Below are 26,608 nucleotides of genomic sequence, written 5' to 3'. Positions count from 1 at the left end.
GGGACACAGTCATGCCGGGCCCGGAGGCCAACGGCCCTCTTGCAGGACCGCGAAGAACATAACGGGGTCCTCCAGCCAGGTCCGGGTGGACAGGCTGTTGTGGGAGGACAGGTTGTCGGTGACGATCCAGATCTCACCGGCCGGATTGGCGTCCTCGACCAGTTGAAGGAATTGCTGGTAGAAGACGCTGTTGCGGGAGGATGCGGCCATGGTGATCTGCTGGCCGTCCCGGATGCGTAAAGCCCCGTAGACCCAGGTCTTTTCTGCCCCGCGGCTGTAGTCGAGCTCGGACTTGATCCGGTGCCCGTCGGGTGACCAGCCCGGTGCGGGCGGAAAAGTGCGGGGGATCACCGGCCCCAGTTCGCCGGCGCAGATCACCGTCGCGCCGTCGGGTGGCTGGGTGTAGAGGCCGATGATCCGCGTCCTTTTCCCGCGAAGTCCGGGTCCTTTGAACGGGTCCAGGATCGGGTACGGCGCCAGCGCACCCCCTCGGCAACCAGGATCCTGCGCACCTGGGAGCGGCCGACCTCGATACCCAGCTGCCGGGCCTGGGCGGCCAGGGAGTCCAGCGTCCACTCGGCCGGCCCGGCTTCGTCGGCCGCCCACAGTTCCCCGCCCGGCTCCCACCGCAGCCGGCCCGGCGGCACCTGTTTGACCAGAGCGATGATCCGGGATCGCTCGGCCTCGGTGATCCGCCGCTTGCGGCCCTGCCCGCCCAGATCATCCAGCCCCTCCAGCCCGGAGCGGTTGAAGCGGTGCAGCCAGCAGCGGACCGTTTTCTCGCTGCAGCCCAGCTCCACCGCGATCGCCGGCACCCGCAGCCCCGACCAGCTCAGCTCGATCATCCGGGCCCGCATCACCACATCCCGCGGCGCCTTCCGCGCCCGCGACAACCGACGGACAACTGCCCGTTCGTCCTCGTCACAGCCCGGCCGTGCCCATAACACCATGCCCAGCACCCGCCCCCGAGCACCCCCAACTACCCCGCCACCAAGACATATACCCAACCAAAGCGGAATCCAGCACTACTGATCTTTTCGTAAGTTCGGTGGGTGTGGTGGGTGGATGGTCAGGCCGGTATGGGCGAGGAATGACCATGGCAGTCGGGGGTTGGCGTTGATGCGGTGGATGCCTTGCTCGGTAGCGTCGGCGACATCGGCGAGGTGGTCGCCGGCGAGGTTGGCGAGTTCACGTTTCTTGAGCGAGGACCACAGCAGTTCCACCGGGTTCAGCTCGGGAGCGTAGGCGGGTAATCGTTCCAGCGTGAGCCAGTCCTGTTCGGCGACCCAGGCCCGCATCGCCCGGCTCCAGTGGGCGGACAGGCCGTCCCAGACCAGGACCACTCGCTCGCCGCGGTAGAACGCCTTTATCTGCTCCAGGACCTCGATGAGTCCGGCGGTGTCGTAGCTGCCGGGCTTGAGGTGGAAGCACAGGCGAGCCCCGCGATCGGGATCGGTGGAGTGGTAGCCCAAGGCCCCGGCCATCGACGCGCGCTTCCAGTTCAGGCGGTGCCGCAGGAGCGGAGTCCGCCCTCGGGGCGAGTAGGTGCGGCGGATCTGCGGGAGCAGGGAGACGCCTGATTCGTCGAGGAAGACGATCCAGGCACGTGTGTTCACGGCCCCTTTTTGATCCGCGGCCACTCGTGCGCGATCCAGCGGGCGATCTCCGAATCGTCCCGCTCGACCGCCCGCCGCTCGGGCCGTTGCAGGCTCCATCCGAGCCGGCCGGTCAGCAGCCGCCACACCGATGCCCTCGACAACACCACCCCCGTTTCCTGGGTGACGACCGCGCCGACTCGTTCCAGGGTCCACAGGTCGGCCTCGAAACCATGAGCCTGGGCACCTTGCTCCAACGCGGCCCGGACCATCTCGACTTGGGCGTCGTCCAGCTTGGGTGGGCGTCCGGTAGCTGCCCGTCGCCGCAGGGCCGAAGCACCGCCGTGCTCCCACACCCGCCGCCAACGCCGCACGCTTTCGGCACACACCCCCACCGCCCTCGCGATGTCCGCATTCGAAACGCTGTCCTCGAACAACTCGACTGCCCGAACACGACGCGCCTCCGCCAACTGAGGCCGCGACAAAGGAGGAAGGGAGGAGCCGGCAACCGAACGGGAAGGTTGATAAGCCACCCCGACAGCCTCCCACCCACACAGCCACCACACCCACCGAACTTACGAAAAGATCAGTAGGCGGCGCGCAGGCCGGGGTTGAGGATGGTGACCAGCTGGTCGAGCTCCCCGGTCAGGACCGTGTGTTCCTCGGTCAGGCTCTGGACCCGCTTGGCCAGCGTCCGCAGGGCCGTCAGGAGCGGGGCGTGCGCGGGGTCGCTGGCCGGCCGGAGCCGGGCAAGGGTGGTGACGCGCTTGTCACCGGACAATGCGCTGTACTTGGCGCGGATGGCGTCGGGGGGCGGTGATCAGGAGGTGCGTGATCTGGTTGAGTGTCGCGGTGCGGGCCTTGATCGCCGAGCGGGCGGCGGTCTGCAGAGCGCGTATCCCGACGATGGCCCCGTCCTTCGGAGCGCTGGTCGCGCGTCCGGAGACGACGGCGCGGGCCGCGGCGTAGGCGTCGATCGGGTCGGACTTGCCGATCCTGCGGCGTTCGGCCTTGTCGGGCCGGTTGACCTCGACGACGACCAGGCCGGCCTGCCGGGCGGCGTGTGTGAAGCCGGAGCCGTAGGAGGACGTGCCCTCCACGCCGACGGCGGCGACGGTGCCGTGGGCCTCCAGGAAGGCGATCGCGGCGGCGTATCCAGCAGCGTTGGTGGGGAATTGGGCGTCGGCGAGGTGCCCGCCCCGGTCGGTCACCACGGCGACGTGGATGGTGTCAGCGTGCGAGTCCACCCCGCCGACCACGAACTGGTCCTCGTGTCCGCCGCCTCTGTGCCTGTCATGCTGGAGCTGCCTTTCTTGCCGAAGGTAGCTCCGGCCGGAAAGAGCAGACAGGACAGTCAGGGGGCCTCTTGCCAGGCTCCTATGAGGTCATGCTCCGCCCGGCCGGAGCCCTGGGAACCGGGGCCCCGGCGGTCGGACAGATCAAAGCAAGGACAGCCCAGCAGGACGTCAGTCAGTGATTGGGCCACAACCACCGGGGACCCGGATATCACTATGACTGTCGGTGATGGTGGAGATGGTCTCCTACGTGGTCGTCATCCCGTACGTCTGGGTGAGGCGGGAGACGATCTCGCCGGAGGTCAGGCCCTTCGCGGTCAGCGAGAGCACCAGGTCGTCCAGCGCACCCGTGCGGCGGGCGTGCACGGGCAGCAGCCGGGGCCGGAAGTGCCCAGCCTGTCTCTGGGGACTTGCACCGTCATGGCGCCAACCTCCGTCATGACCTTCCTGGCCCGGTAGCCGTTGCGCATGTTGCCGCCCGAGCGGGACCCGCGCCCGCCGATCCGGCCGGCCCCGGCGGCGAGGTGCTCGTCCATCTCGACCTCCAGGGCGGCCTGCATCAGATGCCGGGCCAGTTCGGGCAGCAAGCCCGCCCTCGCCCATCAGCCGCGGCCCCTGGTCGCCCTGGACCTTCTCGGCCGCGAACGCGGCCAGCTCCTCCAGCAATTCGCTGGACAGACCGTTCTCAGACAGGGCTGGGCCGATTTCGGAACCTGGCTCAGCAAGTTTCGGGCGTAGTGAGTTCGGCAGCGTTGCCACGATGAGCCGGGCAGAACCGCACCGATGGCGGCCACCAGTCCGGTGTGTGCGTCGGAGCTGACGAGCTGGACGCCGGACAAGCCGCGGGCGATCAATGAGGATTTTCAGCAGTAGCTCTCAAGGGTGAGGACGGCTTTGGCTGCGGTGGTGAGCCAGGTGGGGCTGCAGCGGGCTTTGCGGAAGATCCGCCAGGTCTTCAATCGGGCCATGCCGCGCTCGACCGGGTAGCGCAGGCGGGCATGAGCCCTGTTCAGCGATAGCTGCCGGCGGTTGAGTTCTTTGCCGGGAGAACGTCGGATCGGGGTGGTGATGGTGCCGCCGGCACCGAGGTAGCCGAGGTCGGCCAGGACCGGGATACCGAGTCTGCGGCAGGTGTCGATGATCCGGTGGGTGCGGGCGGCGGTGAGGTCGTGGGTGCGACCGGGCAGCGCCTTCGAGATCCATACGATGGTGCCGTCCGGATCGGTGACGACCTGCAGGTTCACACCGTGACGCCGGTGCTTTCCCGAGTAGTCCCCGCGGCCGTCACCGACCCGGTCGCACTCCGCGAGGGTGCCGTCCACCAGCACGTATTCCGCCCGGGCCTTCACTTCACGCAGGGCCCGCGTCAGCCCCGGAGCCCGGCGCGCCAGCAGGCCCACCACGGAGCGGACATAGGCGTGCGCGGTCCCGACGCTGATGCGGAAACCAGCGGCGATCTGGGCCAGCGTGGTGTGCTGGCGCAAGTACACGAGCGCGACAACCGCACGCGCGGACGGACGGAGCTTGCACCGGCGGTCACCCTCACGAAGGACGATCAGCATCGTGACCGTCTCCACGAGGGCATGCGGGAGGTCGAGTGCGGCAGGATACGTAATCAACGGGGCTCCCCGGCAACCGAGATCAGATGTCAGATACCTCTCTCAACTGCCTGGGAGCCTCGTCCGTTGCCCTGCCAGCCATCCCCTTGCATCACTCGATCAGTGGCCACCCTGAAAACGCTCAATGAGCGCAGGAGGCGAGCCAGCCGGCACCGTCCTCGCTGGAGGCGACGTCGATGCCGAGGATCTCGCGGTGGCCGTCGGCGTTCACGCCGACCGCGATCAGCGCGTGGCCGTTGATGATGCGGCCGCCCTCGCGGACCTTCTGGGTCAGGGCGTCGATCCAGACGAATGCGTAAGGGCCTTGGTCCAGGGGTCGGTTGCGGAATAATGCGGCGACCTGTTCGTCCAGGTTTCTTGGCCATCGCACTGACCTGGGACTCGACAGTTGTGTGACGCCGAGGGGCTCGGCGAGTTTCTCGACCCGGCGCGTACGGACACCGAGCAGGTAGGCGGCGGCGACCACTGAGATCAGGGCCTGCTCAGCCCGCCGACGTCGCTCCAGCCGCCAGTGCGGGAAGTAGCTCCCGGACCTGAGCTTGGGGATGGCGAGTTCGACGGTGCCGGCGCGGGTGTCCCACTCGCGCGGGCGATATCCGTTGCGGTGGTTGACGCGTTCGTCGCTGACCTGCCCGTATTCGGCGTTGCAGAGGGCATCCGCCTGGGCGGACATGAGCGCGTCAGTGAACGTCTTGACCATCGCGCGCAGCAGATCGGGGCTCGCCGCGGCGAGAATTGTCCTCGGCGAGGGCGTGCAGGGGCACACTGTCAGGCGTGGTCATCGTGCTGATCTCCTTCGAGGCTGCGACACTTCGAAGATCAGCCGGTGGCCGTTCATCCATGCGGGCACCATCCCGATGCCGGAGCAAACCCCCGGATCAGGTCGAACCCGTACACCACTTCTCTGGACGCACCTTGGGCCGACGACGGCTGCGCCGGACCCGGCCCCGGGCTCGGTGGAAGCAGAGTCGCCGCCGCGCGGAAGAGGATCCGCGAGCTGGAAAGGCGATCGCCCCGTGACACCCCCCGCCGCGTCGCCCGGCTCCTGCTCACCCACCCCGAGTACCTGGGGACCAAGGACATCGACCTGCTCGGCCTCCTCGTCGCGGCGTGCCCGGAGATGACCGAACTCGCTGGACGCACCGGCGAGTTGGCCCCGTTCCTGACTCCGGCCCAGGCCAACGACGACAAGCTCACCCAGTGGATCGCCACAGTCCGCACCACTGGCCTGCCCCATCTGCACAGCTTCTGCAACGGCCTGGAACTCGACCGCGCTGCCGTGAACGCCGGCCTCACCCTGCCCCACCACAACGGCCGGACCGAGGGCGTCAATACCCGAACCAAGAAGATCATGCGGCAGATGCACGGCCGAGCAGGATTCGCCCTCCTCCGTCACCGCATCCTCCTGCAATGGGGAGAACGCACCGTCACCACCGACTACGGAACAGAGCCGTTGACTGGACAGGCCTGGCGTGGGTTGCCTTCTCCTGTGCCGGGCGAAGACAACCCACGTGCGATGCTTCTGGCGGGGGAGCCAGGCTCTATTGGCATCGCGTCCTTATTGGATCAGGAACGGGCAGCTGCTGAGTGAGCATGGGCTACTCCATGATCGATTCTGGTGGGCGAGGGTGCGCGGGCTGTGCCGCGACGTTCGTGGGTGGCGGAACTCATGGGTGGCAGGTGTAGGCGAGGAGTGGGCCACTGCCTTCGCATCCGGCAGCCTGGGGGAGTACCCCCGGCCCGGTGTCCGTCCACGGTCTGATCCAACAGAGGCGTGTTCCGGCAGCGGTTCCGGAAGTCGGCGTGTCGACCGTGGACGTCCTGTCGTCCGGTCGTAAGGAAGAATTGCCGTGACTGCTCGGTGTTGACCCGCACAAGTCCACTCACACCGCTACCGCCGTCGACCCTGTCTGCCGGGGGCTCGCTGAGGATCGAGGCGAGCCTGGCGGACTACCGGCGTCTCTTGACCTGGGGCCGCCGCTGGCCGCAGCGTAAGTGGGTGGTGCAGAACGCCAACGGGCTCGGCCGCCTGGCTCAGTGGCTTCTCGCCCGCGGGGAGAGCGTCGTGGACGAGTCCGTCGGCTCACCCGTGGCGGTGGCCGCAAGAATGACCGGTTCGACGCTGCCGCCGCAGCCACGGCCCACATCCACGAAGACGGGCGTGAGGTGAACGTGGACGACCACAGCCCTGGCCCTGCTCACGATGCGCCAACCTCGCCCAGGCCCGGGTCCGCACCGTCAACCAGCTGCACGCGGTGCTGCGTGACCTGCTGCCCGGTGGGGCTCCGCCTCAGCTGTCGGCGGACCAGGCCGCCACACTGTTGCGCACGGTCCGCCCCGCCGGCGCCGTCGAAAAGATCCGCAAAGACCTTGCCCGTGATCTGGTCACGGAGATCCGGGCGCTGGACAAGCGGATGGCGGAAAACGCCGTACGCATGGAGGAACTCGTCGAGTCCTCGGGCAGCACGCTGATGAGCACGCCCGACGGCCCTGGAAGACCTTCCCCAGGTCGAGTTGGCCACCGCCGAGTGGATCGACTGGATACTGTCACCGGCGCCTGCACGGTGAAGAGGCTACGGTCCCACCCGTCGAGTACGAGACCAACTACTACACGGACCTCACAAAACCCCAGTTCACAGCCACAATCTGAGAGGTCTACCGAACCGGGGCGGTTCAGAAGCCCCTGATAAGTTTGACGCACGACGGGATTCGCTTCAGTGCGTTATGCCCTGTGGTCGTGGTCGCTGCTTGCGGCGGCGATGCCTTGGCAGATGTCCAGGTCGGTGGGAGCGGCGCGGCGGTCGCGGAGAGCGTTCAGGCGGCGGACGAGGTGGTTGCAGGACGCCATGGCGGCCAAGCCGATGAGGATGGCGAGGCCCATGCCTATGACGACACTCAAACCCCCTATCGCGGCAATCACAAAGGTCTGCGGCGGGGTCATGACTTGTGAGTTCATTGTTTCATTCCGGGGCGGCTGGACGTTGACGATGGTGATGCTCCATGCGTGATGATTCGCGCGAGCGCCTGACTGAGTCCTTTCGGCCTGCATCCGGAAGAGTGTCACTTGACTGCTGATCAGGCTAGGGATGCTCACAGGGAAACGCGATGGTATTCAGTGCGGGGCGCGGTTTCTGCGGGTCAGTCGTGCTGTGCGCCTGTGGGCAGGGTGCGCAGCTGCATGGTGCCGGCGGAGGTGGTGCCGAAGGCGTAGTCCATCAGCTTGGCGGCGTCCTGGAATCGGTCTTGGTCATTGAGGAGTACTCCGACGACAGTTTTGCCGTTGCGGAGTGCGGAGAAGACGAGGCAGGGGCCGGCCGGCGTGTTGGTGCCGGTCTTGACACCGGTCGCGCCGCTGTAGGAACCCAGTAGCTTATTAGTGTTGTACCAGGTATAGGTGCGGGTGCCGTTCGTGCTCGTTGTCGCGTACTGGACGGTCTTCGTCTTCTTTACGATGCCCATAAACGTCGTGTTCTTCATAGCACTACGGGTGAGCTTGGCGAGGTCGAGCGGTGTCGTGTAGTTCGTGTTCTGCGTCGAGTTGCCGTCGAAGGAGTCGAAGTGAGTGTTCGTCAGGCCCATGACCTCGGCCTTGCTGTTCATCTTGCCGATAAACGATTGGGTGCGTGCCGAGAGGGTCGTGCCCGTGCCGAAGGTGTCCGCGAGGGCCATCGCGGCGTCACAACCTGAGGGCAGCATCATCGCGTGCAGCAGCTGGCGGACGGTGACCTTGTCGCCGGTCTTCAGGTCCGCCGTGCTTGCTCCCTGGGTGGTCACATAATCCCGGTAGGCCTGCTTGATGGTCACCTTACGGCCGAGGTTCAGCTCTGGTGTGCCCAGCACCACACGCGCCGTCATGATCTTGGTAGTGCTGGCCATGGGCCGCCTGGTGCCGGCGTCCTTGCTGTAGAGCGTGGAGCCGGTGACGCTGTCGAGCATCAACGCCGCCTTGGCGCTGACCGAGGGGGCGGGCACAGGCAGGGCAGGCGCAGCCAGGGCAGGCGCAGCCACGGCGGCGCTCGCCAGCAGCGCACCAGTGGTAGCTGTGACGGCCACGGCTCGCCGGAAACGAACCTCGTGCAGACAAGTGGACAACGTGAAATCTCCCAACACGGCGCATCGACTGTGCCGCTGGCTCAGCACGACAGGAGGACCCGGCGACTGGGAGCGGGCCCGCTGGTCACCTTGCCAGACGGTTTCACGAGGAAAGACGGAAGATCAACGCCGTCGGCCTGGGTAGTCACCACTCAACTGCTGCAGAGCCAGGCATAGGTTCGGCGAGGCGGCGAGTCATCCCTGGCGTTCTCTCCACGTGCAAAGGCAACTCGAGCCGACCGACGTCGGTCCAGTCATGGCCACCGCGGCCAGGACGCCCGCAACCTGCCTCCCGGCTTGCCACGACAGACGTGGGGAAAACGCCGGTTTTGCGGCGCAGAAGCCTACAGTCGTCGGATCACGAACCGGGCCCGCGTCGAGCTTCCGCCCTGGGACCGCGCAGAACGACGGGTACTGGGGGAGCGCCCGTCGCAGCCTAAGCGGCCGAGGAAGATTCGCCTGCTGCTCCGTCGGCACCTCACTTGACATGCTGACCGGCGTCGCGGGCCGCTGACGGCCGTCGAGGATTGCTTTATGCGACACGAGGCTGCTTGAGCTGAGTGGACTCACCGGCGGGGTAGTGCTTCATGACTATGGACGTCAGTTCTCAGGTCCTCAGGATCCACGTCTCGTGTGGTCAAGATCAGGGGTGAAGGCCCAACGCCGGGTAGGTACTGACTTCGACTTGTTAGGGTGATCTTCTTCGACGTCTCTGATGGGCCTGGAGTGTTGAGCAGAACATCAAGCCGCCGGAAGTCGCACGACGCCTGAGGGTGAGCCCGAAGTCGGCTTACCAGTGGCAGCAGATGTGGCGGGACGGTGGCGTGCAGGCCTTGGTCTCTCGTGGCTCGAGTGGATCGCGATGCCGCCTGTCCCCGCGCTGTCTGGAAAAGCTGGCTGCGTACATCGATGAGGGGCCTGCCGCGCATGGCTGGGTGGAGGACCAGGTGTGGACTGCTGCCCGGGTGGCCACGCTGATCGGCAGGAAGTTCCACGTCTCCTACAGCGTCTCGGGTGCCACGAGGCTGATGCACCGGCTCGGCTTCAGTCCTCAGGTACCCGCGCGGCGGGTGGTCGAGCACGATGAGCAGGCCGTGACCGTGTGGAAGGAGGCGACCTGGGCCGAGGTAAAAGAGCTCGGGCGGCGTGCGGGGGCTACGACCTCTTCTCGGCGGCCGCCGGCGTCCAGCGCACAGGCTGGCAGCGTCGGCGACTGGCCTCGTTGATCAGCGATGCAGTGAGCAGCGAGTACTCACGCCCGTGGGGGCGGCCGCTCGTTTTATGGAGTCATGAATCTGCGAAGCAACGTTCAGCGCGTCGTTGCAGGGGGCTGCGCTGCCGTGGCGGTCATCCTGTGCACTGCCGGGTGTCAGACGACACCTACCTCCTCACATTCTGCGCCCGACCGTCCGCGCAGTGTGCAGCAGAAGACGGCGTCTGCAGTTGGCGGTGAGAGGGGATCCGTGGATCCGTGCACTCTTGTTTCGGCCTCGGACCTTTCCGGCATCCTGAACACTCCTGTTATCAAGCAGGCAGGCCCTCTCGAGGAGTTCAGGGGAAGGTCGTGCAAGTACACCTTTGCAGATGGGAGCGCGGTGGGGGAGGGCGGCATGGCCATCACAACGTGGCATGGGCAGTCATTTTTTTCTCCGGAAACGCTAGGCCTAGCAAAGGTCGCGGGCGTCGGAGATGAAGCGGCCTCAGGGAACGGTGTCACGATGGTCCGCGATGGAGAGGAAGTGCTCCAAGTGCAGATACTGTCACCATCGAAAAGCCAAGCCAGCCTCCAAGTGGCCCGAGCTGCCATCGCCGGCCTGGTGGAGGGATCGTAAGGTCTCGGAGCTTTGAACCTTGAAGTGTTGTGACGGTCCGCCGACGGAGTCGGTGGACCGTTTTCGCGTTGCAGGCTGAGGCTGGGCAGGGCCGCGGCCCCGAGTGTCGTCTCGGGTTGGCGCTGGGGTCCACTGTTCCAGGTGTTGAGGTGCTGTCGTGGGGACGGGGAAATCTGCCGAACTGGGCTTGATCCGCTTTGACGGACATCCGAGATCAGGGGTTCAGCCCCGGGAGGATGTCCATCATGGAGAGCATGGGGAAGAAGAAGCCTCGCCCTCGTCGCTCGTTCACGCCGGAGTTCAAGGCGGAGATCGTCGAGCTGTGTCGACGCGGTGACCGCTCGGTCGGTCAGATCGCCAAGGACTTCGATCTGACCGAGACCGCGGTGCGTGACTGGGTGAAGCAGGCCGAGGTCGATGCGGGCGAGCGGGACGGCCTGACCAGCAGCGAACGTGAGGAACTGGCCGCACTGCGGCGGGAGAACCGCCGTCTGCGTGAGGACGTCGACATCCTCAAGCGGGCCACGGCTTTCTTCGCGAAGGAGACCCGGTGACGGTGCACCCGTTCATCGAGGCGGAGAAGCGTGCAGGTCACAGCGTCAAACGAGCGTGTGAGCTGCTGAAGGTCTCCAGGACCGCCTTCTATGCCCGCCGCGCTGCCAAGCCTGGTCCCCGCGCGGTCCGTGACGCCGAGCTGGCGGAACAGATCGCCGACGTCCATACGAGATCGCGGGGAACCTACGGCGCCCCGCGCGTCCATGCCGTGCTCAAGCGGGCAGGCGCCGGATGTGGCCGCCGACGTGTCGCGCGGCTGATGCGGGCTGCCGGCCTGCAGGGCCGACACCGCAGACGACGGCACCTGACGACGATCCCCGATCCACGAGTTGCCCTGCGGCCCGATCTCGTCGTCCGGGACTTCCAGCCCGACCCCGCCGGCCTGGATGCCCGCTGGTGCGGCGACATCACCTACATCGCCACGGAGGAGGGCTGGCTCTATCTGGCCACCGTCATCGACATCGCCTCCCGTCGCGTGGTCGGCTGGGCGACAGCCGACCACCTGCGGACCGATCTGGTCGCCGATGCCCTCACGGCCGCCTGCCGCAAGCGCCGTCCCACCCGGCCGGTGATCTTTCACTCGGATCGTGGCTGTCAGTACACGAGCCAGCAATTCGCCGCGCTGGCAGACCAGTTGGGGGTGCGTCTGTCGGTCGGCCGCACCGGACAATGCTGGGACAACGCACTCGCCGAGTCGTTCTTCGCCACCGTCAAAAGGGAGCTGCTCGACGCCGTCTCCTGGCCCAGCCGGGCCGCCGCCCGCACCGCGATCTTTGATTTCATCGAGGGCTGGTACAACTTGCACCGTCTGCACAGCAGCCTCGGCTATCGCAGTCCCGCCGAATACGAGACCGCACTCGCAGCCTGACCACCACACCGATGGTGTCCGTCAAAGCGGAACAAGCTCAGAACGATCAGTGAGCTTGTTCAGCTTGGCACCGATCGGGTGACGGCCGTCTCCGCGAAGTTGCCGATCACTGCAGGCCGTGCCGCGGTCAACCTTCGGCACCCATTCACCTTGGGGAGTGGCCGCTGAAGAGGCTCAGTCGCATGCCTTCGGGCCAGCCATTAGGACGTCGCCGGTGATTTCGGCGCGTCCAGGCGCCGTTTCGCGGATTTCGCCGTCCGCCTCGATGGCTGGTGTCCAGGCGGATGCCGAAACCTTCAGCATGCGCTCGTGGATCGCATCTGTGATCACCATGCCGACCGAGTAGGACAGGGTGGATTCAACTGGTTGTCGCAACACCCTGATCTCGGAGGTGTGCGACGTGGCCACGGCGGACTGGAGTTTGAAGACCAGCGATGTTCCGGAGGGGCGGCGTCGGCAGTGGCGCGCTGACCGTGCGTTGCGGCCGGCGATGCGTTCGCCGGGGCGGCCTGATCCTTCTCGGGTCGTGCAGCGCCAGTTCTGGCGACTGATCGCCACGGGGGTCACGACGGTGGAGGCGTCGTTGGTGGTCGGCGTGTCGTGGCCGGTGGGTGCGAGGTGGTTTCGTCACGCTGGCGGCATGCCTCCGATCTCGTTGGCCGAGCCCTCGGGCCGGTACCTCACGTTCGAAGAGCGCGAGGAGATCGCGATCCTCATGGCGATGAGCAAGGGCGTGCGCGAGATCGCCCGCGCCCTGGGGCGAGACCCCGGGACAATCTCTCGCGAACTGCGCCGCAACGCCGCCACGCGCGGCGGCAAGCAGGAATACCGCGCGACGGTCGCCCAGTGGAAGGCTCAGCAGGCGGCCAAGCGCCCGAAGAACGCGAAACTCCTGGGTAACGACCGGTTGCGTGAGTACGTAGAGGACCGGCTCGCCGGCAGCATCCGTCGCCCCGACAAGATGACCGTCACCGGGCCCAAGACGCCCGCATGGAAAGGGCTGAACAAGCCGCACCGTCAGGACAGACGTTGGGCGACGGCATGGAGTCCGGAGCAGATTTCGCACCGACTCCGTGTCGACTTCCCCGATGATGAGTCCATGCGCATCAGCCACGAAGCGATCTACCAGGCGCTGTTCATCGAAGGCCGTGGCGCGCTCAAGCGGGAACTGGTGACGTGCCTGCGCACCGGCCGGGCGCTGCGGGCTCCCCGTGCACGGTCGCAGAACAAGCCGCAGGGGCATGTCACCGCGGACGTCGTCCTCAGCGAACGCCCCGCCGAGGCCACGGACCGCGCGGTCCCCGGACACTGGGAAGGCGATTTGATTATCGGGACGGGCCGCTCCGCGATCGGCACGCTTGTCGAGCGCAGCAGCCGCTCCACGCTCCTGGTGCACCTGCCCCGTCTGGAGGGCTGGGGCGAGAATCCGCCCACCGTCCGCCGACCAGCGGCGATGACGCTTATAGACCGTCTCCCAGGGCTCGAAGCGCTCCGGCAAATCCCGCCATTGCACTCCCGTGCGCACGCGATACAGCACCCCGTTGATCACCCGGCGGTGATCGCTCCACCGGCCCCCACGCGCACCACCGTCGGCGTGCGCTGGAAGACTTCTGATGGTCGTCTTGGACACGTCCGCGCCGTAGACCTCGGCCAGGTGGGCGGAAATCCCCCCGTGAGGCCCTTGGCGGACAGCGAGAGCACCATCTCGTCCACGCCGGTCAGCCGGCGCTGCCGCTTCTTGACGATGGCCTGCTCGAAGGAGCTCTCCCGGTCGCGGGGCGCGTCGATCTCGACCGGCCCGATGTCCGTCAGGACCGCCTTGGAGCGGGCGCCGTTGCGGGAGTTGCCGCCGTCCTTGCCCGCAGGATCGTGCTTGCCATAGCCGAGATGGTCGGTGATCTAGCCCTCCAGGGCGGACTCCAGAACCTTCTTGCTCTAGTAGACTGTCGCGACTAAGTGTCTTCCTGGTTGGTGGAGTTGGCCGAGCGAGCGTCACTTGTCGCTTCCGTTCGGCCGGGCAGGGGTGCCGTGTCCTCGCAGAAGAAGTATCCGGTCGCGTTGTGTGCCGAAGATCGTCGGGCTTTGGAGCGCGTGACGACGACGGGGGTCCGCAGCGCGTCGATGATCAGGCGGGCGCGGGTGCTGCTCGCGTTGGACACCTCGGCCGGCGCGGTCGCTCCGCGGGTGGTGATCGCGGACCGGGTCGGGGTCTCGTGCGATACGGTCCGCCTGATCTCGAAGCGGTACGCGGAGACCGGTGGTGATGTGTGGGCCACGGTCGGCCGGAAGGCACGCGCACTCCCGCCGGTACCCTCCGCAGTGACCGGCGAGGTCGAGGCGCGGTTGATCGCACTGGCCTGCTCGACGCCGCCCAAGGGACACGCCAGGTGGTCGCTGCGCCTGCTGGAGAAGCACGTCGCGCTGGTCGAGGACATCCCGGACCTGGACCACTCCACGATCGGCCGGGTGTTAAAAAAACGGAATTGCGTCCTCATGTGAAGAAGTGCTGGACCATCCCGCCGGCTGCGAATGCGGCTTTCGCCGCGGCGATGGAGGACGTCCTGGCGGTCTACCGCCGACCCTTCGATCCGGCGCGCCCGGTGGTGTGCATGGATGAGAAGCCGTACCAGCCGCTCGGTCACGTCCGCGATCCGCTTCCCGCACGGCCGGGCCGTGACCGGCGCGAGGACAACGAGTACGTCCGCTCGGGGACCTGCTCGATCTTCTGCTGGGTCGAGCCGCTGCGCGGATGGCGGCGCGTGGACGCGCAGTCCCGCCGGACCAGGGTCGACTGGGCGCACCAGGTCGAGCACCTGCTGACCGTGGACTACCCCGACGCCGCCACGGTCGTGCTGGTCATGGACAACCTCAACACCCACACCACAGCCTCGCTCTATGAGGCGTTCGACCCGGCGAGGGCCTTCGCGCTCGCCCAGCGCCTGGAGATCCACCACACACCCAAACACGGTTCCTGGCTCAACATCGCCGAGATCGAGTTGTCCGCACTCACCCGCCAGTGCCTGGACCGCCGCATCCACGACCTCGCCGTGCTCAACACCGAACTCGCCGCCTGGCAGCAGTACACCAACAGCAACCAGCGCCAAGTCGACTGGCACTTCACCACCGACGACGCACGCGTGAAACTGCGCCACCTCTACCCAACAACACAGAGAAATTAAGGCGCGACAGTCTACTAGCTGCTGCAGCAGCCCGCCCTCGCCAGTCGGCTGCAGCCCCTTGCTGCGGGCCTGCTCGACGAGCTGGTCGATCTGCTCGACCGTCGCGGCTTCCACGAAGAATCCGCCTGGTCATCGGCGTCCACGAACTCGGTCATGGTGTCACTCACTTGATGCCTCTTCCATGATCAATTACACGGTGAGCGCACAGACCCCCTGCCCCGCGGCTGTGTGCGACGGTCTGGGACCGAGTCCACCGTGATGTGATCCGTTGTGACGGGGCCCACCCTGGGCCGGGCTTTTGTCCCCGTATCCCTCTGCGTGTCAGCAACGTTCGCGCACAGAGCATGTGGGCGGCTTCAGTGGCCATGTCGGAGGTGGGATTGAGGTGGTGCTTGGCCCGTACCCCCACCGTACGGGCCAAGCGTGAGGTGAGGTGGTGTCTGTGAGGTTTCCTAGTTCACAGGGCAGTCAGCTGGTCTGTGTATCGGACTGCCTCAAGCGGGGCCCGTTCGAACCTTGAGGGTGGTGCTCATCTGCAGGCGTGCGCCTGAAATGATCGGACGTGGGCGCGGGAGGCGTTTGGCGCGGTGCTGGCCGGTCTTACGGCTGGGGGCGGCGGGTGGCGCGGCTGTTGTGGGGCTCAGAAGGCGAACACGGTGTTGCCGCTGGTTGCGGCCTCCTTTTCGCATGGGTTGGCGAATGTGTGTTGCCAGGAGATGCGCTGTCCCTGCCACACACCGTCGACGCCGATTGTCACGGGTGCGTAGATCTTCGTGCAGGGTTGGCCGCCTGCTGGAGAGATGAGAGTGCTGAGGTGGCCGGCCGTCTGCCGCAGCTCTCTGCATGCCGGGGCGGGTGAGGGATGTGTTCCGGTAGGGCGAGGCGTACAGCTGAGAGTTACTGCTCGCTGGATGGCGGTCTCGAAACCCTCACCGCGTGCGGTCGTCAGGACGAGCGCCGAAGGGGCGTAGAGGCTGCCAGGCCCGGCGTGAGCAGACGGGGCAGTAGCCGTGAGTCCGGCTGCAGCGAGCACAGCTGTTGCAAGAGCCGTGAGTTTGCGCATGGACGGTTTGCTCCTTCGTTAAGGAGTGTCAGGACGGAGTGGAGTCTGTTCTGGGCAGGTCCACTCCGCTACCCGGACGGACCCGTTCTGGACGGGCGAAGCGCAGGTGGAGTCGATGGAGCTGGGAAGGCATGTGTGCAGGTCGCGGAGGACTTGAAAAAATCACGAAGGAATGTATTCACACGCTAGGGGAGCGACTTGTTCTAGTCTTCGCCTTGGTAAGCCCTTGCCTGGCAGCGCAAAGTTGGCCAGAAGCCCATGACGGGCAGGAGCGGCGGCGATACTTCGGCTGATCGCCGCTGCGGCGAAGGCGCGCGTTCGTCAGGGATCTTCGCCGTCCGGCAGTCACCGGATTGGAGGTTTCTGGCTCCGGCAGGCACCCGGATCAACTGCCCTCAGCTTCAACAACCCTGCTGTGACAGGGCGTTGGTGCAGTAGGGGTCGGACCGGGGCGCGGTACTGGCCTTGGGACCAGCCCGTTTCCCCGGCCCGCCCTCCGCACCGGACATGCGACTCTCACCGCATCCGGCGCTCCACGGACTCCCTTGGGACCGCGCGGTTCACACCGTCGCGGCCCTCGCCCACGGTGTCGGGACTGTATCCACGCCAGCGATAGCGGGTCACCTTCACCCGCTGCGGGACGAACAGCATGATCCCGTCCTCTGCGGGCCGCCAACCGGGCTCGCCGGTCAAGTAGCGGCGCCGCAGAGTCCTCCAGTCGATCCCGGGATGCTGCTTCCTCAGCCACAACGTCACTCGACGCCAGCAGAAGTCGTCGAGATAGTGGAACGTGGCTGTGGACGACCCGAACCGGAAGTAGTAACACCATCCCCGCACCGCCGAGTTGAGCTGGCGGAGCAGGTCGGCGAGAGTGCGTTGACCTCTCTTGTTCGTCATCGCCCGCACCTTGCCCGTGATGGAGGCCAGCGCCTTCTTCGACGGATAGGTGTAGACGTAGTGCTCGCTGGTGCCCTTCTTGCGCCTCCGCTGGATGTGAAAGCCGAGAAAGTCCAGCCCCTCGTCGATATGGCAGACCCAGGTCTTGGCCACGGACAGGCGGAGCCCCAGAGGGGCGAGCACGGCCGTGACCTCCTCCCACAGCGCGTCCGCGTGAGCTCGGGCGCCGCACACCATGATCAGAAAATCGTCCGCGTAGCGGACGATCCGGTATGTCGCCCCTCCGCGTCGACGGTGTGCTGTCCGCCTGCCGCCGTTGCCGTGAGCGTCCCACTTGGCACAGAAGTGTTCATCCAGCGCCGAGAGGGCGATGTTCGCCAACAGCGGTGAGGCGATCCCGCCTTGGGGTGTGCCGGTGTTCGTGTCCCTGGTCTCGCCATCGGCGGACATGATGCCCGCCTTCAGGAACGCCTTGACCAGGGCGAGAACCCGCTTGTCTCCGACTCGTCGGCGCATCCGCTCCAGGAGAGCGGAGTGTGCGATGTTGTCGAAGCACGCTTCGATGTCCGCATCCAGCACCCAGTGGTAGCCCTTGGTGCCGAAGTGGTGCACCTCAGCGATCGCGTCATGGGCTCGTCGTTCGGGGCGAAAGCCGTAGCTGACCGGCTTGAAGGACGCCTCGAAGATCGGCTCCAGGACCAGCACGAGCGCGGCTTGCACGAGCCTGTCCATCGCGGTGGGAATCCCCAGCCTCCTGAGCTTTCCCCCGCTGCCCGGCTTGGGGATCATGCGCTCCCGCACCGGCAGAGGGGTGAACGTGCGGGCCTTCAACTGCTCCCGCGTGTTCTTCAGGAAGGCCACGATGTCGGCGTCGGCGGCGATGAAGGCCGGGATGACCCGGTCCACGCCGGCGGTGCGCGCGCCCTATTGCCCCTCACCCTCTCCCACGCGACGGTGAGGAAATCGATGTTCGGGAGGGCAGGCGGCAGCATCCGGGCCGCGTGCGGACCGGATGACGGTGAGACGGGCCGGTCAGGCTGATGCCGGGGTGAATGACGACTTGGTGGCCGAGGGCCTGGAGCTGGCGGACAAGATCGCGGGTCTTGCGGGCGGTGTCGAGGTGGCGGCGGTGCCAGTCGGCGCCGAGCTCCTGGTAGGAGGCGTCTGGGTCGTTGATCAGGTGCCAGGCGATGACGAGTATCGAGCGGGCGACGGCGACCAGGGCTTTGGCGTGTCCGCGGCGTTTGACGATGCGGCGGTAGCGGGCGCCGAGGAAGATGCCGGTGCGGGCGGCGGCATTGGCGGCCTCGCCGGGGGCGCCCTTGAGCCAGGGGTTGCCCTGCCCGGCCGGACCCGTGCTGTTCTTCGCGCCGGACTGGATGGTGCGGGGACACAACTTCGCCCAGGAGACGAGGTGCTCGGGCGTGGGGAACTGGCTCATGTCCGCGCTGGTCTCGGCGAGGATGATCTGTGCGGTGGCCGGTCCGGTCCCGGGGACGGCGTCCAGCTTCTCGGCCAGAACCCGTGCACTGACTGTCGTGGCGGGCTCGCTCCCGGTGCCCGAGCGGTCTGGCGGGGTGGTGATCTCCTCCAGCGTCCGGGCGATCAGCCGGTTGAGTTCGCCTAACTGTGCGGTGAGGTGGCCGACGGTGCCCGGCAGCAGCCTCAGGAGCCGGGCGTGGTGGTCTTCGAACTGCCCGGTCAGGGCCTCGATGAGGGCCGGCTTCTTCTTGGCCAAGTTGCCTTTGGCGAGGTCGGTCAGGGTGCGCGGATTGCGTTCTCCGGCGACCAGGGCATCGAGCATGGCTCGCCCGGACATGCCGAACAGGTCCGAGACGACGTCGGACAGTTTGATCTGCGCGTCCTGCAGGGCCTTGTCCACGCGGTGCTTGTGCCGGGTGCGTTCCTGGACGAACACGGTGCGGGTGCGGGTGAAATCCTGCAGCTGCCTCACCGACTTCGCGGGACGAACGAGGCCCGGTTCATGCCGTGTTCGGCAAGCCTGGCCAGCCAGACCGCGTCCAGCTTGTCGGTCTTCGGGCGCCCGGGGACGTTCTTCACGTCCCGCGCGTTGACCAGCCAGCAGTCCAGGCCGCGAGCCTCCAGCAGGTAGAAGAACGGGCGCCAGTACGATCCCGTCGCTTCGATGACCACCCGCTCGACGCCCTGGCAGACCAGCCGGTCACCGAGTTCGAGGATCGTGTTCGTAGTCGAGGCGACGGTCCAGACCTTCTGAACGCGACGGCCCTCGATGGTGTCGTGCGGGACGCGCAGGCAGATCATCCCGGACGCCTTCGCGATGTCGATCGCCGCGACCCTGGCGACGGTGCCGTCGTCGTGGTCTTTTTCTCAACTCCTCCATGACGCACCCCCTTGTTGTGCTGGTGCAGGCAGGGGCTGCCCGGGAAGCCAAAGGGGTAACGGAGAAGCTGATCGGCGTGCTCAAGGCGACAGCGTGCGGCCCCCTCGGACGGCTCCCTCACAGACTCCTACGCGGGCTCAGGGCCCAAACATCAAGCGGCGTCGGCGGACAGCCCCTGCACCGATTTTCACGCCTGCGGGGCGTCACCGCAGGTGAACGGTCGACTCTTAGAGGTCGCCCCGGGTGTGCACTCGTACAGGGCCACGGCATCGGCCGTGAACTCGTCCCAGTAGTACCTTCATCGCCATCGTCGGTCTTCTCGCTTCCTACGGATCAACCAGATCCAGTATCAGCGTGTCCACCGCTCAGGGGGAGGCTCCGCGGACGGCCCCGCTGAACACCCGGCCAGCTCATCGCGGAAGAAGGCCAAGACTCTTGCGGACTGAGCCTACCTGCAACGACGTGAGATCGCGTATGCGCGATTCTGTCACCCGTGCACTGAACATCATCCCGTGCACTGAACATCATTAGGAGTCGAAGAAGACGCCACAAGCCGTCGTCCGCTGATGCCGTCTTTGAAAACGCAGCTCAGGGACGCGCACTGGCTGTTGGAATTTCAGGCGGCGGTGAGGCGTGCCCAATGGGTGGTGCGGCCGTCGGGGTGGGGGTGGGTGCCGTGGGTGTCGGCGAGCATGGTGACGATGGTCAGGCCGCGGCCGTGTTCGTCGTCGCTGCAGGAGCTGGTCCAGGGGCCTTGGTGGGGGGCGGGACCGCCGTCGGTGACACCGATCCAGATGCGGCTGCCGGTTGGTTCACGGTGCAGATGCAGGGCGATGGGTGCCTGAGCGTGTTCGACGGCGTTCGTGACCAGTTCGGAAACGATCAGAACAGCTGCGTCGGTTGCCTCGGTGTCGGTCCGCCAGTTCTGGAGGGTCACCTGGGCGAGGTGCCGGGCCGTTCCCGCTGCCTGGGGCCGGTGTTCCAGTGCCTGGGTGAGGTCCCGGTCGTGGTTGTCCACAGCGTGACGCGGTAGGGGAATCGGTTTTGGCCGGTTGCTGGGCGCGGCTTCGTGGCCGGGGCGCTCACCTGTTGCAGTGCCGCCGGACGGGCCGGGGAAGCGGCGGTCGAAAACGGCGGCGTACATGATGATCACTTCCAGGAGGGGCGGCGTCTGGCTCGTCTGGTTGTTCATCTACTGACCACCCTCCTCCCGCCCATCCGCAGCACCCTGAGCAACCCGTACTCAAACAGGCAACGCTCGTATTCCACATGGAAGGAAACCTTTGAGACGAAATTGCGCTCGCGGCGGTGCGTCGCATTCCGCGTCGTCTCAGGAATGGCGGGGCCTTCCGCGACGTGCAGGTCAGGTCCGCCAACATCTGGTCAGACAGTGGGCGAGATCGCCCGACTCCGGCTTGTGCTCAGAAACCTGCTTCAGCGCCCGCTCGAGCCGGGAGCCCTCACCGTATATCTGGGTGTTACTGACTTTCCGTTGAGTTGTCGTGTTGAGCGGTCGGTGCGTCGTCAGATGCGGCGCAGGCCGGCGTGGAGAAGGTGGTCACGCTCGGGGTTTGCCGCTGACGGCGGTTGATGAGCATGCTCTGTGGCGCGGCATGGAGGATCTTTACTCAGGTAGGCCAGTCGGTCGTCGGATAGTTTCTTCCCTGAGTCTTACGCGTCAAGATCGAGAAACTTCCCTCATGTCGCCGACTTGTGAGGCGAGACATGGTGGGTTTATCTATTCCTTGCAATTTTTAGTGGAAGCTGCGCGTTGCATCTTGCAGAAATCCCCTGAGTTCAATGAGTCCGCGATTGCCGGCCAAGTCCAGAATGGGAACTGTCCGCGACTTGCTGCAGTCGACGGGCTGCGTCTCATAGCTGCGGTAGCGGTGGCTGCTTACCACTATCTGGGGACGACCACTCCACACTTCTGGAGCAAGACTGACCTCGCAGAGTTCGCCCCGTTCCTGCATGCGGCTAGCCGCTACGGATGGCTCGGCGTCGAATTTTTCTTTATGATCAGTGGATTTGTTATTTGCATGAGCTGCTGGGGGCGGAGCCCAGCACAGTTTGTCGTCTCCCGTCTTGCGCGGATTTTCCCAGGCTACTGGTGCTCGGTGGTCCTGGTCGTCGTGCTTGTCCTGGCTGCCCGGCTCGGCCATTGGCCGGCAGCCACGCCAATGGATCCTCGTACGGTCGTGGGAAACCTGACGATGGTTCCGGGACCTCTGGGGCTCGACCTGCTCAACGGCGTCACTTGGACGCTCTGGGTAGAGGCACGTTTCTATCTGCTGATAACAACGCTGCTTGCCATAGGATTGACCTATCAGCGAATGGTGCTTTTCTGTAGCGCTTGGCTGCTGGCTGGTGTATTCACCCGGGAGACTGGCTCACTCCTGCTCAATGAGTTCGTGCTGAGCCAGTATGCCGGTCTTTTCGTCGCCGGGATTACGCTCTATCTCATGCGCAGGTTCGGTCGTAACCTGCTGCTATGGCTCCTGCTAGGTTTCGCATGGTGCTATGAACTCACCGTGCTCCAATTCCGAGTGGCTTCTCATGCGACCACGTTCAGCGGTGTCGGTCGGCTGTCCTGGCTTGTGTGTGCAGTTCTGCTCGCGATTTGTCTCGGCTTGCTGGCTATGGCTGGAGTCGGACCTCTGGCGCGAGTTCAGTGGGGCTGGCTGGTCACCGCGGGCGGGCTCACCTACCCGTTCTATCTCGTGCATCAGAGCATCGGAATTCCGCTAGCCAAGGGGCTGCTGCTGGAGCTGCCGGGGCTGGGACTCTGGCCTGCGATGTCGCTTTCACTCACCTGCATGCTGGGATTGGCCTTCCTCATCTGCAGACTGGTCGAACGTCCGCTCGGCCGCCTCATGCGGCAGCGACTACTAACACGTGGCTGGAACCTACAAGACGTCACAGCGGGCCGATAGCGGCGCGTCTCGTCTGGAAACTGTTCACCAGTATGAAGGGTGCTCGCAGAGCCGTCACGCCGAGGGCTTATATCGCCCTCCAGCGGCTTGCGCCGTCACGTAAGCGACCGTCGGCGGCTATCGCGGATCACGAGTACGTGAGCGCTCACCCCGGACCTGTCTGCGGTGCGACTGGCTCTCGTGCGCGGGGTGGCGGCCGCAGTGAGCGCTTGGTCAGCCAAAGAGGTCGCGGACGCGCAGGGTGCGCATTCTGCGTCGGCGCTGCGGGCCGTTCAGACCGTCGGGAGCCATGATGGTGGCGGGCGGTTTCCACTGGGCATGGTAGGCGTTCCAGAAGTCGTTCCATGCAGCCGTTTCGGTGGGGCCGTGCCCGGTGATGTGGGTGCCGGGGCATGTGACGGTGAAGCCGTCGGGGGTCAGCTGGACGGACACGCCAGTGTTCGGCATCGCCACCACCTCCATGCAGGTCGTGCGGTGTGAGACTGCCCTTCAGTGTGACGACCAATAGCGCCATGTACCAGCCGAACCGTTACCCATCTCTGAAACGGGGACCCGACACCAGGGGGAGAGGTGGGGTATCGGGGTGTGAGCAGTGAGCCTTTTTCATCCTCAGTCTGAGTTGGCCAGATGGAGGGTGAGGGCGGCTTGGACGAGGCTGGTGATTCGGGTCGTCGAGCACCGGAGTTTACGGAGGAGCCGCCAGGACTTGAGGGTGGCGATGGCTTGTTCGACCAGTGCACGGACCTTTGCGTGGGACCGGTTGACGGCCTGCTGTCCGGCGGAGAGGCTGTCCCATCGGCCGCGGTAGGGGAGGCGGACGGTGCCGCCTGCGCCCTGGTAGCCCTTGTCCGCCCAGCAGTTGATGCCGGCCTCGGCGAGAGCGTCGATGATGCCGTGCTCGCGTGCGGCCCGGACGTCATGGACGGCACCGGCCAGAGCCGGTGGAGCCCACAGGAGGCGGCCCTTCGGGTCGGCTAGGACCTGCACGTTCATGCCGTGTTTCTTGTGTTTTGCCCGAGTAGAAGGGCTGGTCGGCGGCGATCCGGTCGATCGGCAGAAGTGTCCCGTCCAGGATCAGGTACGCCTTCATCGACGCGGCCCGTACTGCTTCGGCGAGCGTGGGGGCGAGGGCGGCCAGGAGCTCGACGGCCTCGGTGATGTACCGGTAGACGGTGGTGGTGCCGATCCCGAAACCGGCCGCCAGTTGGGCATAGGGGTGGCCGTTGCGGAGATGGACGAGGGTGAGCAGGGCCTGGCGGCCTGCGCTCAGGCGCCGCCATCGGGTGCCGAGAGCGCGCCGGCGTTCCCTCAGGCGGGCGGCGAGGAAGCGGCACGCGGCGCTGGACACGTCGACGCCGGACAGGTAGACAAGCATGCGAAGCTCCTGGTGGAGACGGTTCTCTTGGTCGAAAACCCATCTACCAGGGGCTTCATCCATCTGTCAGGCCAACTGCCCAGCCAACGCACGAGGTTGGAAAAGGCTCAGTGCAAGACCGTGGCGCCACGCCGTCCGTTACCGATTACGACGTGGTGCGCGACTGAGGTCGGGGTGCGTCGGCCTGGCGGGTTGGCTGGTGGGTGATTACCGCAGGGCGGTGCGGTCGGAGACCAGTCCGGCGATCGCGAGGTGGGTCTGGTCGTAGTATTCGCGGCGTCCGATGTACCGCTGGAGCGGGCGCCACTGCTTGTGCTCGGCGTTGGCGTGCTCGACCGGGATCCTGGCCGAGGATTGGGCTTTGCGCTCCGCTTGCCAGGCGGCGGTGTCGTCGGCGGCGGCGGCATCTTTGGCGGGTTTCTTCGGCGGGCGGTCACCTGGTCGGGAAAGGCCTTGGCCAGGCCCCGGTACCCGGCGTCGACCTGCTTTCACCTCGGGGTACCGCTCGAACAGGTCCCAGGCTCGCCGGCCGGCCGCAGCAGTGCGGCGAGTCCGGCCGGGTTCAGCTTCTCGACCACGCGGCGCACGGTGTCCATCGACGCCGCAGGCCGCAGGCCGCACGCCCAGCGCACCGCGCGGCGCAAAGCCCAGCCGTTCCAGCGTGTGCTGCGGGGCACGCCCGAGCCGCTGCCCGATCGCCGCGTACGAACGGCCCCCGGCCGCCACCGCGCAGGCCGCCGCGCGAACCAGCGCGAGCAGCGGATACCGGCGCCCGCGCCGGTCCCGCGGGTCCCACGCCTCGGGCCCGTCACCCACACCGGTGACGACGCAGGACAGCACAGCCGCGGACATGGAAGACTCACACTGAAGCTCCGTTGGTGGTAGCCGACTTGAGAGGTCACTCACCCCAACGGAGCTTCGGTCTATCCGGTCACACCCCCGATGACCAGCCACTTCACAAGATCGCGCCGACCTTGCAACAGCCTTGGCTGACCAGGGGCTTCACCCCCACCGAGAAGAGCGTCAACCGGGCCCTGGCCGCGGCACCGGCACCGGTCGAACGCGGCGTCGCCCGCCTGAAGTCCTGGCGGATCTTCCGCAGATCCCGATGCAGTCCCAACCACATGACGTCAACGCCAAAGCCGTCCACACCCTGGAGCGTCAACGCTGAAGAAGCTCAATGCAGCACTTGAGTACTGATTACCCCATCACCCTCGGAATCTGAAGACGTATGACGCATCGACAAAGCCCATAGCGAAGAGGAACGAATGTCATGCGTACTTTGATCCCCAGGGCAACACGGTTCGCCGTCGCAGCAGCTGTGCTCAGTGGTGCCGCGCTCTCGCTGGGCGGCCAGGCTCACGCTTCCTCGGCAGTCGCCGCGCAGCTTCAGGTGGCTCCCGAGACGGGCTGGGGGTACGTGAATACGAGCGGGATGTTCCGTTTTGACTCCGGGTCCGCTTATCTTTCAGCGCCTGCCTCACAGTCGGGTAGCAGCTCCGGTTCGGTCCAGGTTCGCCGCGATAATGGTCCGGCACACAAGTTCACAGTGAGGCTGTCCGGTATGGGCACCTCTGAGAACAAGAACATGCCGGGAGTCGTCCACGTAACGAGAGGCCTGCATCAGATCGGCTCGCCAGCTGGATCCTTGACCGCTGACGGGCACTGCACTCCTTCCACACCCCAGTCAATCGATGGCGATCTCCTGGTCGACGTTAAATGTTACAACCAATCCGACCAGTACGATATGAATGCCACTTTCACTCTCACCTACGCACAGGGCAGCGGAATTGAGGGCACGGGCAGCCGAACGATGATGCGGGTGGACAGCCCCCCAACCTCTACTCAGTCTGTTACGCCGCCTCTGCAAGGCAGCACCACCGGCAAGGTCGCTACCGTCAGCGGCACCGGGACAGCGGGAAGCTATCTTGTGCACCTGCCCGTCCTGTCAGGCCCTTCAGCTTTGGCCGTGACGGCCACGCTCGATTCAGGCTTCGACAAGTCTTGCTCTCTGGGCAGTACCTCACTCGTAGGATCACCCGCATGGCAAGAGGTACAGGTGAAATGTACACGCACGAGCACGGGGCAGCCCGTAAATTCTGCCTTCTCCGTTACCGACGTTGCACAGACTAACTTCGCCGGCTCCTACTATCGCCTGTCTGCCGCTCACGCTCAGGTCCCTCTGATCCCGGTCAGTGATAATCTTACGTCTCCCGCCATCCGCTACAACCGCATATACGGAAGCGACTCGGGGGGAGTGTTCGTTCAACATGCGGCCTCCGGCCGCTACAACGTGCTGCTGGCCAACCAGCAGTGGAGCGACACAAAAACCAACGCTGCCACTGTAATGGTGACCCCTCAGAAAAGCACTGCCTCCTGCGTCGTCGATGACACCCACTACGACTCGGGATCTAACTATCAGACCGCAGTGATCGATTGCCGTAACAATAAGGGAGAACACACAGACTCCGCATTTCACCTCACCTATATGGCCAAACAGTGAACCGGAGTCATCTCTGCCGGATCAAAGCGGCTGTGGCAGTAGATGACATTCGATTCAGGGTCCACGAGGCTCCGCGGAAGATGCGCCAGAACCTGGCATCCTGCGCCGACAGTTGATCATTAGACAACGCGTTTGAGGGGCCAGCTGGCGACTTTGCGTTTAGTATCGCGGGGGTTGGCCCGGCGTCGGCGTGGTGGCAGGAGGCGTTCGAGGAGTTCAGCGTGGGTGGCCTTGACCGCGCGGGCGAGTCGGCTTGAGTTCTAGCAGTTGTTGCAGCACCCCAGTTCACAGGGTTTGTTCGACGGAGTTCGAGATCGGCACTTTCGGCCCATGCAGCAGGGCTGCAGCAACAGTGAAGCCTGCCGGATCGCCGGGATCGACATCCGGACTGGCAAGAAGTGGCGCAAGGCACCGCTCACGCGGCCAGGGCCGCAGATTAC

Annotated in this window: 24 protein-coding genes and 10 pseudogenes; 11 read left to right on the top strand and 23 right to left on the bottom strand. The window is 65.8% G+C overall.

Annotated elements, in window-relative coordinates:
* Positions 1-9: 9 nt before the first annotated feature.
* The 10 genes and pseudogenes from OG985_RS03665 to OG985_RS03620 all read right to left on the bottom strand — a co-directional run.
* Positions 10-378 (bottom strand): transposase, encoded by a 369-nt coding sequence (locus OG985_RS03665; RefSeq protein WP_371666760.1) that lies wholly within the window; start codon positions 376-378, stop codon positions 10-12.
* On the bottom strand, positions 375-857 hold the full coding sequence (locus OG985_RS03660; RefSeq protein WP_371666735.1) for a transposase: 483 nt from the start codon (positions 855-857) through the stop codon (positions 375-377). The genes OG985_RS03665 and OG985_RS03660 overlap by 4 nt, the downstream gene beginning before the upstream one ends.
* A 168-nt stretch (positions 858-1,025) precedes the next feature.
* The gene (locus OG985_RS03655) at positions 1,026-1,616 is read right to left on the bottom strand and encodes an IS630 family transposase (protein ID WP_371666678.1); all 591 of its coding nucleotides are present in this window, start codon (positions 1,614-1,616) and stop codon (positions 1,026-1,028) included.
* Positions 1,613-2,128, bottom strand: a complete 516-nt coding sequence (locus OG985_RS03650) for a winged helix-turn-helix domain-containing protein (RefSeq protein ID WP_371666677.1) — start codon at positions 2,126-2,128, stop codon at positions 1,613-1,615. Before OG985_RS03650 ends, OG985_RS03655 begins: the two co-directional genes overlap by 4 nt.
* Positions 2,129-2,181: 53 nt before the next feature.
* On the bottom strand, positions 2,182-2,376 hold the full coding sequence (locus OG985_RS03645) for a hypothetical protein (RefSeq protein ID WP_371666759.1): 195 nt from the start codon (positions 2,374-2,376) through the stop codon (positions 2,182-2,184).
* Entirely contained in the window at positions 2,366-2,842 is a 477-nt protein-coding gene (locus tag OG985_RS03640) for a transposase (protein WP_371666757.1), read from the bottom strand. Before OG985_RS03640 ends, OG985_RS03645 begins: the two co-directional genes overlap by 11 nt.
* Positions 2,843-3,136: 294 nt before the next feature.
* Positions 3,137-3,426: pseudogene (locus tag OG985_RS03635) on the bottom strand (transposase).
* 141 nt (positions 3,427-3,567) lie between these two features.
* A pseudogene (locus tag OG985_RS03630) lies at positions 3,568-3,750 on the bottom strand (transposase); the annotation flags it as partial.
* 3 nt (positions 3,751-3,753) lie between these two features.
* Positions 3,754-4,509: a transposase family protein gene (locus OG985_RS03625; protein WP_371666485.1), complete on the bottom strand. Its 756-nt coding sequence runs from the start codon at positions 4,507-4,509 to the stop codon at positions 3,754-3,756.
* A gap of 136 nt (positions 4,510-4,645) precedes the next feature.
* A pseudogene (locus OG985_RS03620) lies at positions 4,646-5,291 on the bottom strand (transposase); the annotation flags it as partial.
* Positions 5,292-5,521: 230 nt separating this feature from the next.
* Between OG985_RS03620 and OG985_RS03615 the strand changes: the two are divergent.
* Positions 5,522-5,917, top strand: a pseudogene (locus OG985_RS03615) (transposase); the annotation flags it as partial.
* A gap of 1,314 nt (positions 5,918-7,231) precedes the next feature.
* Here OG985_RS03615 and OG985_RS03610 read toward each other — a convergent pair.
* Both OG985_RS03610 and OG985_RS03605 read right to left on the bottom strand, forming a co-directional pair.
* Positions 7,232-7,408, bottom strand: a complete 177-nt coding sequence (locus OG985_RS03610; protein WP_371666756.1) for a hypothetical protein — start codon at positions 7,406-7,408, stop codon at positions 7,232-7,234.
* A 239-nt stretch (positions 7,409-7,647) separates the two neighbouring features.
* Entirely contained in the window at positions 7,648-8,562 is a 915-nt protein-coding gene (locus OG985_RS03605; protein ID WP_371666755.1) for a D-alanyl-D-alanine carboxypeptidase family protein, read from the bottom strand.
* Between the two features lie 779 nt (positions 8,563-9,341).
* Here OG985_RS03605 and OG985_RS03600 point away from each other — a divergent pair.
* The 4 genes from OG985_RS03600 to OG985_RS03585 all read left to right on the top strand — a co-directional run bounded on the left by OG985_RS03600 (position 9,342) and on the right by OG985_RS03585 (position 11,856).
* On the top strand, positions 9,342-9,827 hold the full coding sequence (locus OG985_RS03600) for a transposase (protein ID WP_371674250.1): 486 nt from the start codon (positions 9,342-9,344) through the stop codon (positions 9,825-9,827).
* Between the two features lie 192 nt (positions 9,828-10,019).
* Positions 10,020-10,433: a hypothetical protein gene (locus tag OG985_RS03595; RefSeq protein WP_371666753.1), complete on the top strand. Its 414-nt coding sequence runs from the start codon at positions 10,020-10,022 to the stop codon at positions 10,431-10,433.
* A 245-nt stretch (positions 10,434-10,678) separates the two neighbouring features.
* Entirely contained in the window at positions 10,679-10,987 is a 309-nt protein-coding gene (locus OG985_RS03590) for an IS3 family transposase (protein ID WP_053743648.1), read from the top strand.
* On the top strand, positions 10,984-11,856 hold the full coding sequence (locus tag OG985_RS03585) for an IS3 family transposase (RefSeq protein ID WP_371666752.1): 873 nt from the start codon (positions 10,984-10,986) through the stop codon (positions 11,854-11,856). Before OG985_RS03590 ends, OG985_RS03585 begins: the two co-directional genes overlap by 4 nt.
* A 175-nt stretch (positions 11,857-12,031) precedes the next feature.
* On the opposite strand, the pseudogene OG985_RS03580 reads toward OG985_RS03585, so the two are convergent.
* Positions 12,032-12,207 (bottom strand): annotated as a pseudogene (locus tag OG985_RS03580) (IS1380 family transposase); the annotation flags it as partial.
* A gap of 289 nt (positions 12,208-12,496) precedes the next feature.
* Here OG985_RS03580 and OG985_RS03575 point away from each other — a divergent pair.
* Positions 12,497-13,306, top strand: a pseudogene (locus OG985_RS03575) (IS30 family transposase); the annotation flags it as partial.
* Here the strand turns inward: OG985_RS03575 and OG985_RS03570 are convergent.
* Positions 13,289-13,441: pseudogene (locus OG985_RS03570) on the bottom strand (transposase); the annotation flags it as partial. The pseudogenes OG985_RS03575 and OG985_RS03570 overlap by 18 nt on opposite strands.
* A gap of 27 nt (positions 13,442-13,468) precedes the next feature.
* Positions 13,469-13,791, bottom strand: a pseudogene (locus OG985_RS03565) (transposase); the annotation flags it as partial.
* Between the two features lie 156 nt (positions 13,792-13,947).
* Here OG985_RS03565 and OG985_RS03560 point away from each other — a divergent pair.
* On the top strand, positions 13,948-14,355 hold the full coding sequence (locus OG985_RS03560; RefSeq protein WP_371666751.1) for a helix-turn-helix domain-containing protein: 408 nt from the start codon (positions 13,948-13,950) through the stop codon (positions 14,353-14,355).
* Positions 14,244-15,035, top strand: coding sequence for an IS630 family transposase (locus OG985_RS03555; protein ID WP_371666750.1), 792 nt, complete (start codon positions 14,244-14,246; stop codon positions 15,033-15,035). Before OG985_RS03560 ends, OG985_RS03555 begins: the two co-directional genes overlap by 112 nt.
* Positions 15,036-15,675: 640 nt before the next feature.
* Here OG985_RS03555 and OG985_RS03550 read toward each other — a convergent pair.
* The 5 genes from OG985_RS03550 to OG985_RS03530 form a co-directional block, all read right to left on the bottom strand.
* On the bottom strand, positions 15,676-16,098 hold the full coding sequence (locus OG985_RS03550) for a subtilase-type protease inhibitor (RefSeq protein WP_371666749.1): 423 nt from the start codon (positions 16,096-16,098) through the stop codon (positions 15,676-15,678).
* A 516-nt stretch (positions 16,099-16,614) separates the two neighbouring features.
* Entirely contained in the window at positions 16,615-17,901 is a 1,287-nt protein-coding gene (gene ltrA / locus OG985_RS03545; RefSeq protein ID WP_371666748.1) for a group II intron reverse transcriptase/maturase, read from the bottom strand.
* A 28-nt stretch (positions 17,902-17,929) separates the two neighbouring features.
* Positions 17,930-18,949, bottom strand: a complete 1,020-nt coding sequence (locus OG985_RS03540) for a transposase (RefSeq protein ID WP_371666746.1) — start codon at positions 18,947-18,949, stop codon at positions 17,930-17,932.
* Positions 18,946-19,296 carry a transposase gene (locus OG985_RS03535; RefSeq protein WP_371674248.1) on the bottom strand — a complete coding sequence of 117 codons (351 nt, stop codon included), beginning with the start codon at positions 19,294-19,296 and terminating at the stop codon, positions 18,946-18,948. Before OG985_RS03535 ends, OG985_RS03540 begins: the two co-directional genes overlap by 4 nt.
* A gap of 677 nt (positions 19,297-19,973) precedes the next feature.
* Positions 19,974-20,549: an ATP-binding protein gene (locus OG985_RS03530; RefSeq protein WP_371666745.1), complete on the bottom strand. Its 576-nt coding sequence runs from the start codon at positions 20,547-20,549 to the stop codon at positions 19,974-19,976.
* Positions 20,550-20,928: 379 nt separating this feature from the next.
* Here OG985_RS03530 and OG985_RS03525 point away from each other — a divergent pair, with 379 nt between their 5' ends.
* Entirely contained in the window at positions 20,929-22,290 is a 1,362-nt protein-coding gene (locus tag OG985_RS03525; RefSeq protein WP_371666744.1) for an acyltransferase family protein, read from the top strand.
* 213 nt (positions 22,291-22,503) lie between these two features.
* Here the strand turns inward: OG985_RS03525 and OG985_RS03520 are convergent, their stop codons facing one another.
* The 3 genes and pseudogenes from OG985_RS03520 to OG985_RS03510 all read right to left on the bottom strand — a co-directional run bounded on the left by OG985_RS03520 (position 22,504) and on the right by OG985_RS03510 (position 24,517).
* Complete coding sequence (locus OG985_RS03520; protein ID WP_371666743.1) at positions 22,504-22,737, bottom strand: hypothetical protein; 234 nt, start codon at positions 22,735-22,737, stop codon at positions 22,504-22,506.
* 162 nt (positions 22,738-22,899) lie between these two features.
* Positions 22,900-23,665: pseudogene (locus OG985_RS03515) on the bottom strand (IS5 family transposase).
* A 207-nt stretch (positions 23,666-23,872) separates the two neighbouring features.
* Positions 23,873-24,517 carry a hypothetical protein gene (locus OG985_RS03510; RefSeq protein ID WP_371666742.1) on the bottom strand — a complete coding sequence of 215 codons (645 nt, stop codon included), beginning with the start codon at positions 24,515-24,517 and terminating at the stop codon, positions 23,873-23,875.
* Between the two features lie 131 nt (positions 24,518-24,648).
* On the opposite strand from OG985_RS03510, the pseudogene OG985_RS03505 reads away from it, so the two are divergent.
* Together OG985_RS03505 and OG985_RS03500 are read left to right on the top strand one after the other, a co-directional pair.
* Positions 24,649-24,836 (top strand): annotated as a pseudogene (locus OG985_RS03505) (IS5/IS1182 family transposase); the annotation flags it as partial.
* Between the two features lie 102 nt (positions 24,837-24,938).
* The gene (locus tag OG985_RS03500; protein ID WP_371666741.1) at positions 24,939-26,168 is read left to right on the top strand and encodes a hypothetical protein; all 1,230 of its coding nucleotides are present in this window, start codon (positions 24,939-24,941) and stop codon (positions 26,166-26,168) included.
* Positions 26,169-26,608 lie beyond the last annotated feature (440 nt).

The sequence above is a fragment of the Streptomyces sp. NBC_00289 genome (genome assembly GCF_041435115.1).
Taxonomy (GTDB): domain Bacteria; phylum Actinomycetota; class Actinomycetes; order Streptomycetales; family Streptomycetaceae; genus Streptomyces.
This window is presented reverse-complemented; position numbering and strand designations above follow the sequence as displayed.

Bases quoted from the DNA above. Each gene is read 5' to 3' on its own strand.
- OG985_RS03660 (WP_371666735.1), bottom strand. From the start codon at position 857: ATGCGGGCCCGGATGATCGAGCTGAGCTGGTCGGGGCTGCGGGTGCCG.
- OG985_RS03590 (WP_053743648.1), top strand. From the start codon at position 10,679: ATGGAGAGCATGGGGAAGAAGAAGCCTCGCCCTCGTCGCTCGTTCACG.
- OG985_RS03550 (WP_371666749.1), bottom strand. From the start codon at position 16,098: ATGCGCAAACTCACGGCTCTTGCAACAGCTGTGCTCGCTGCAGCCGGA.
- OG985_RS03530 (WP_371666745.1), bottom strand. From the start codon at position 20,549: ATGAACAACCAGACGAGCCAGACGCCGCCCCTCCTGGAAGTGATCATC.
- OG985_RS03520 (WP_371666743.1), bottom strand. From the start codon at position 22,737: ATGCCGAACACTGGCGTGTCCGTCCAGCTGACCCCCGACGGCTTCACC.
- OG985_RS03510 (WP_371666742.1), bottom strand. From the start codon at position 24,517: ATGTCCGCGGCTGTGCTGTCCTGCGTCGTCACCGGTGTGGGTGACGGG.
- OG985_RS03500 (WP_371666741.1), top strand. From the start codon at position 24,939: ATGCGTACTTTGATCCCCAGGGCAACACGGTTCGCCGTCGCAGCAGCT.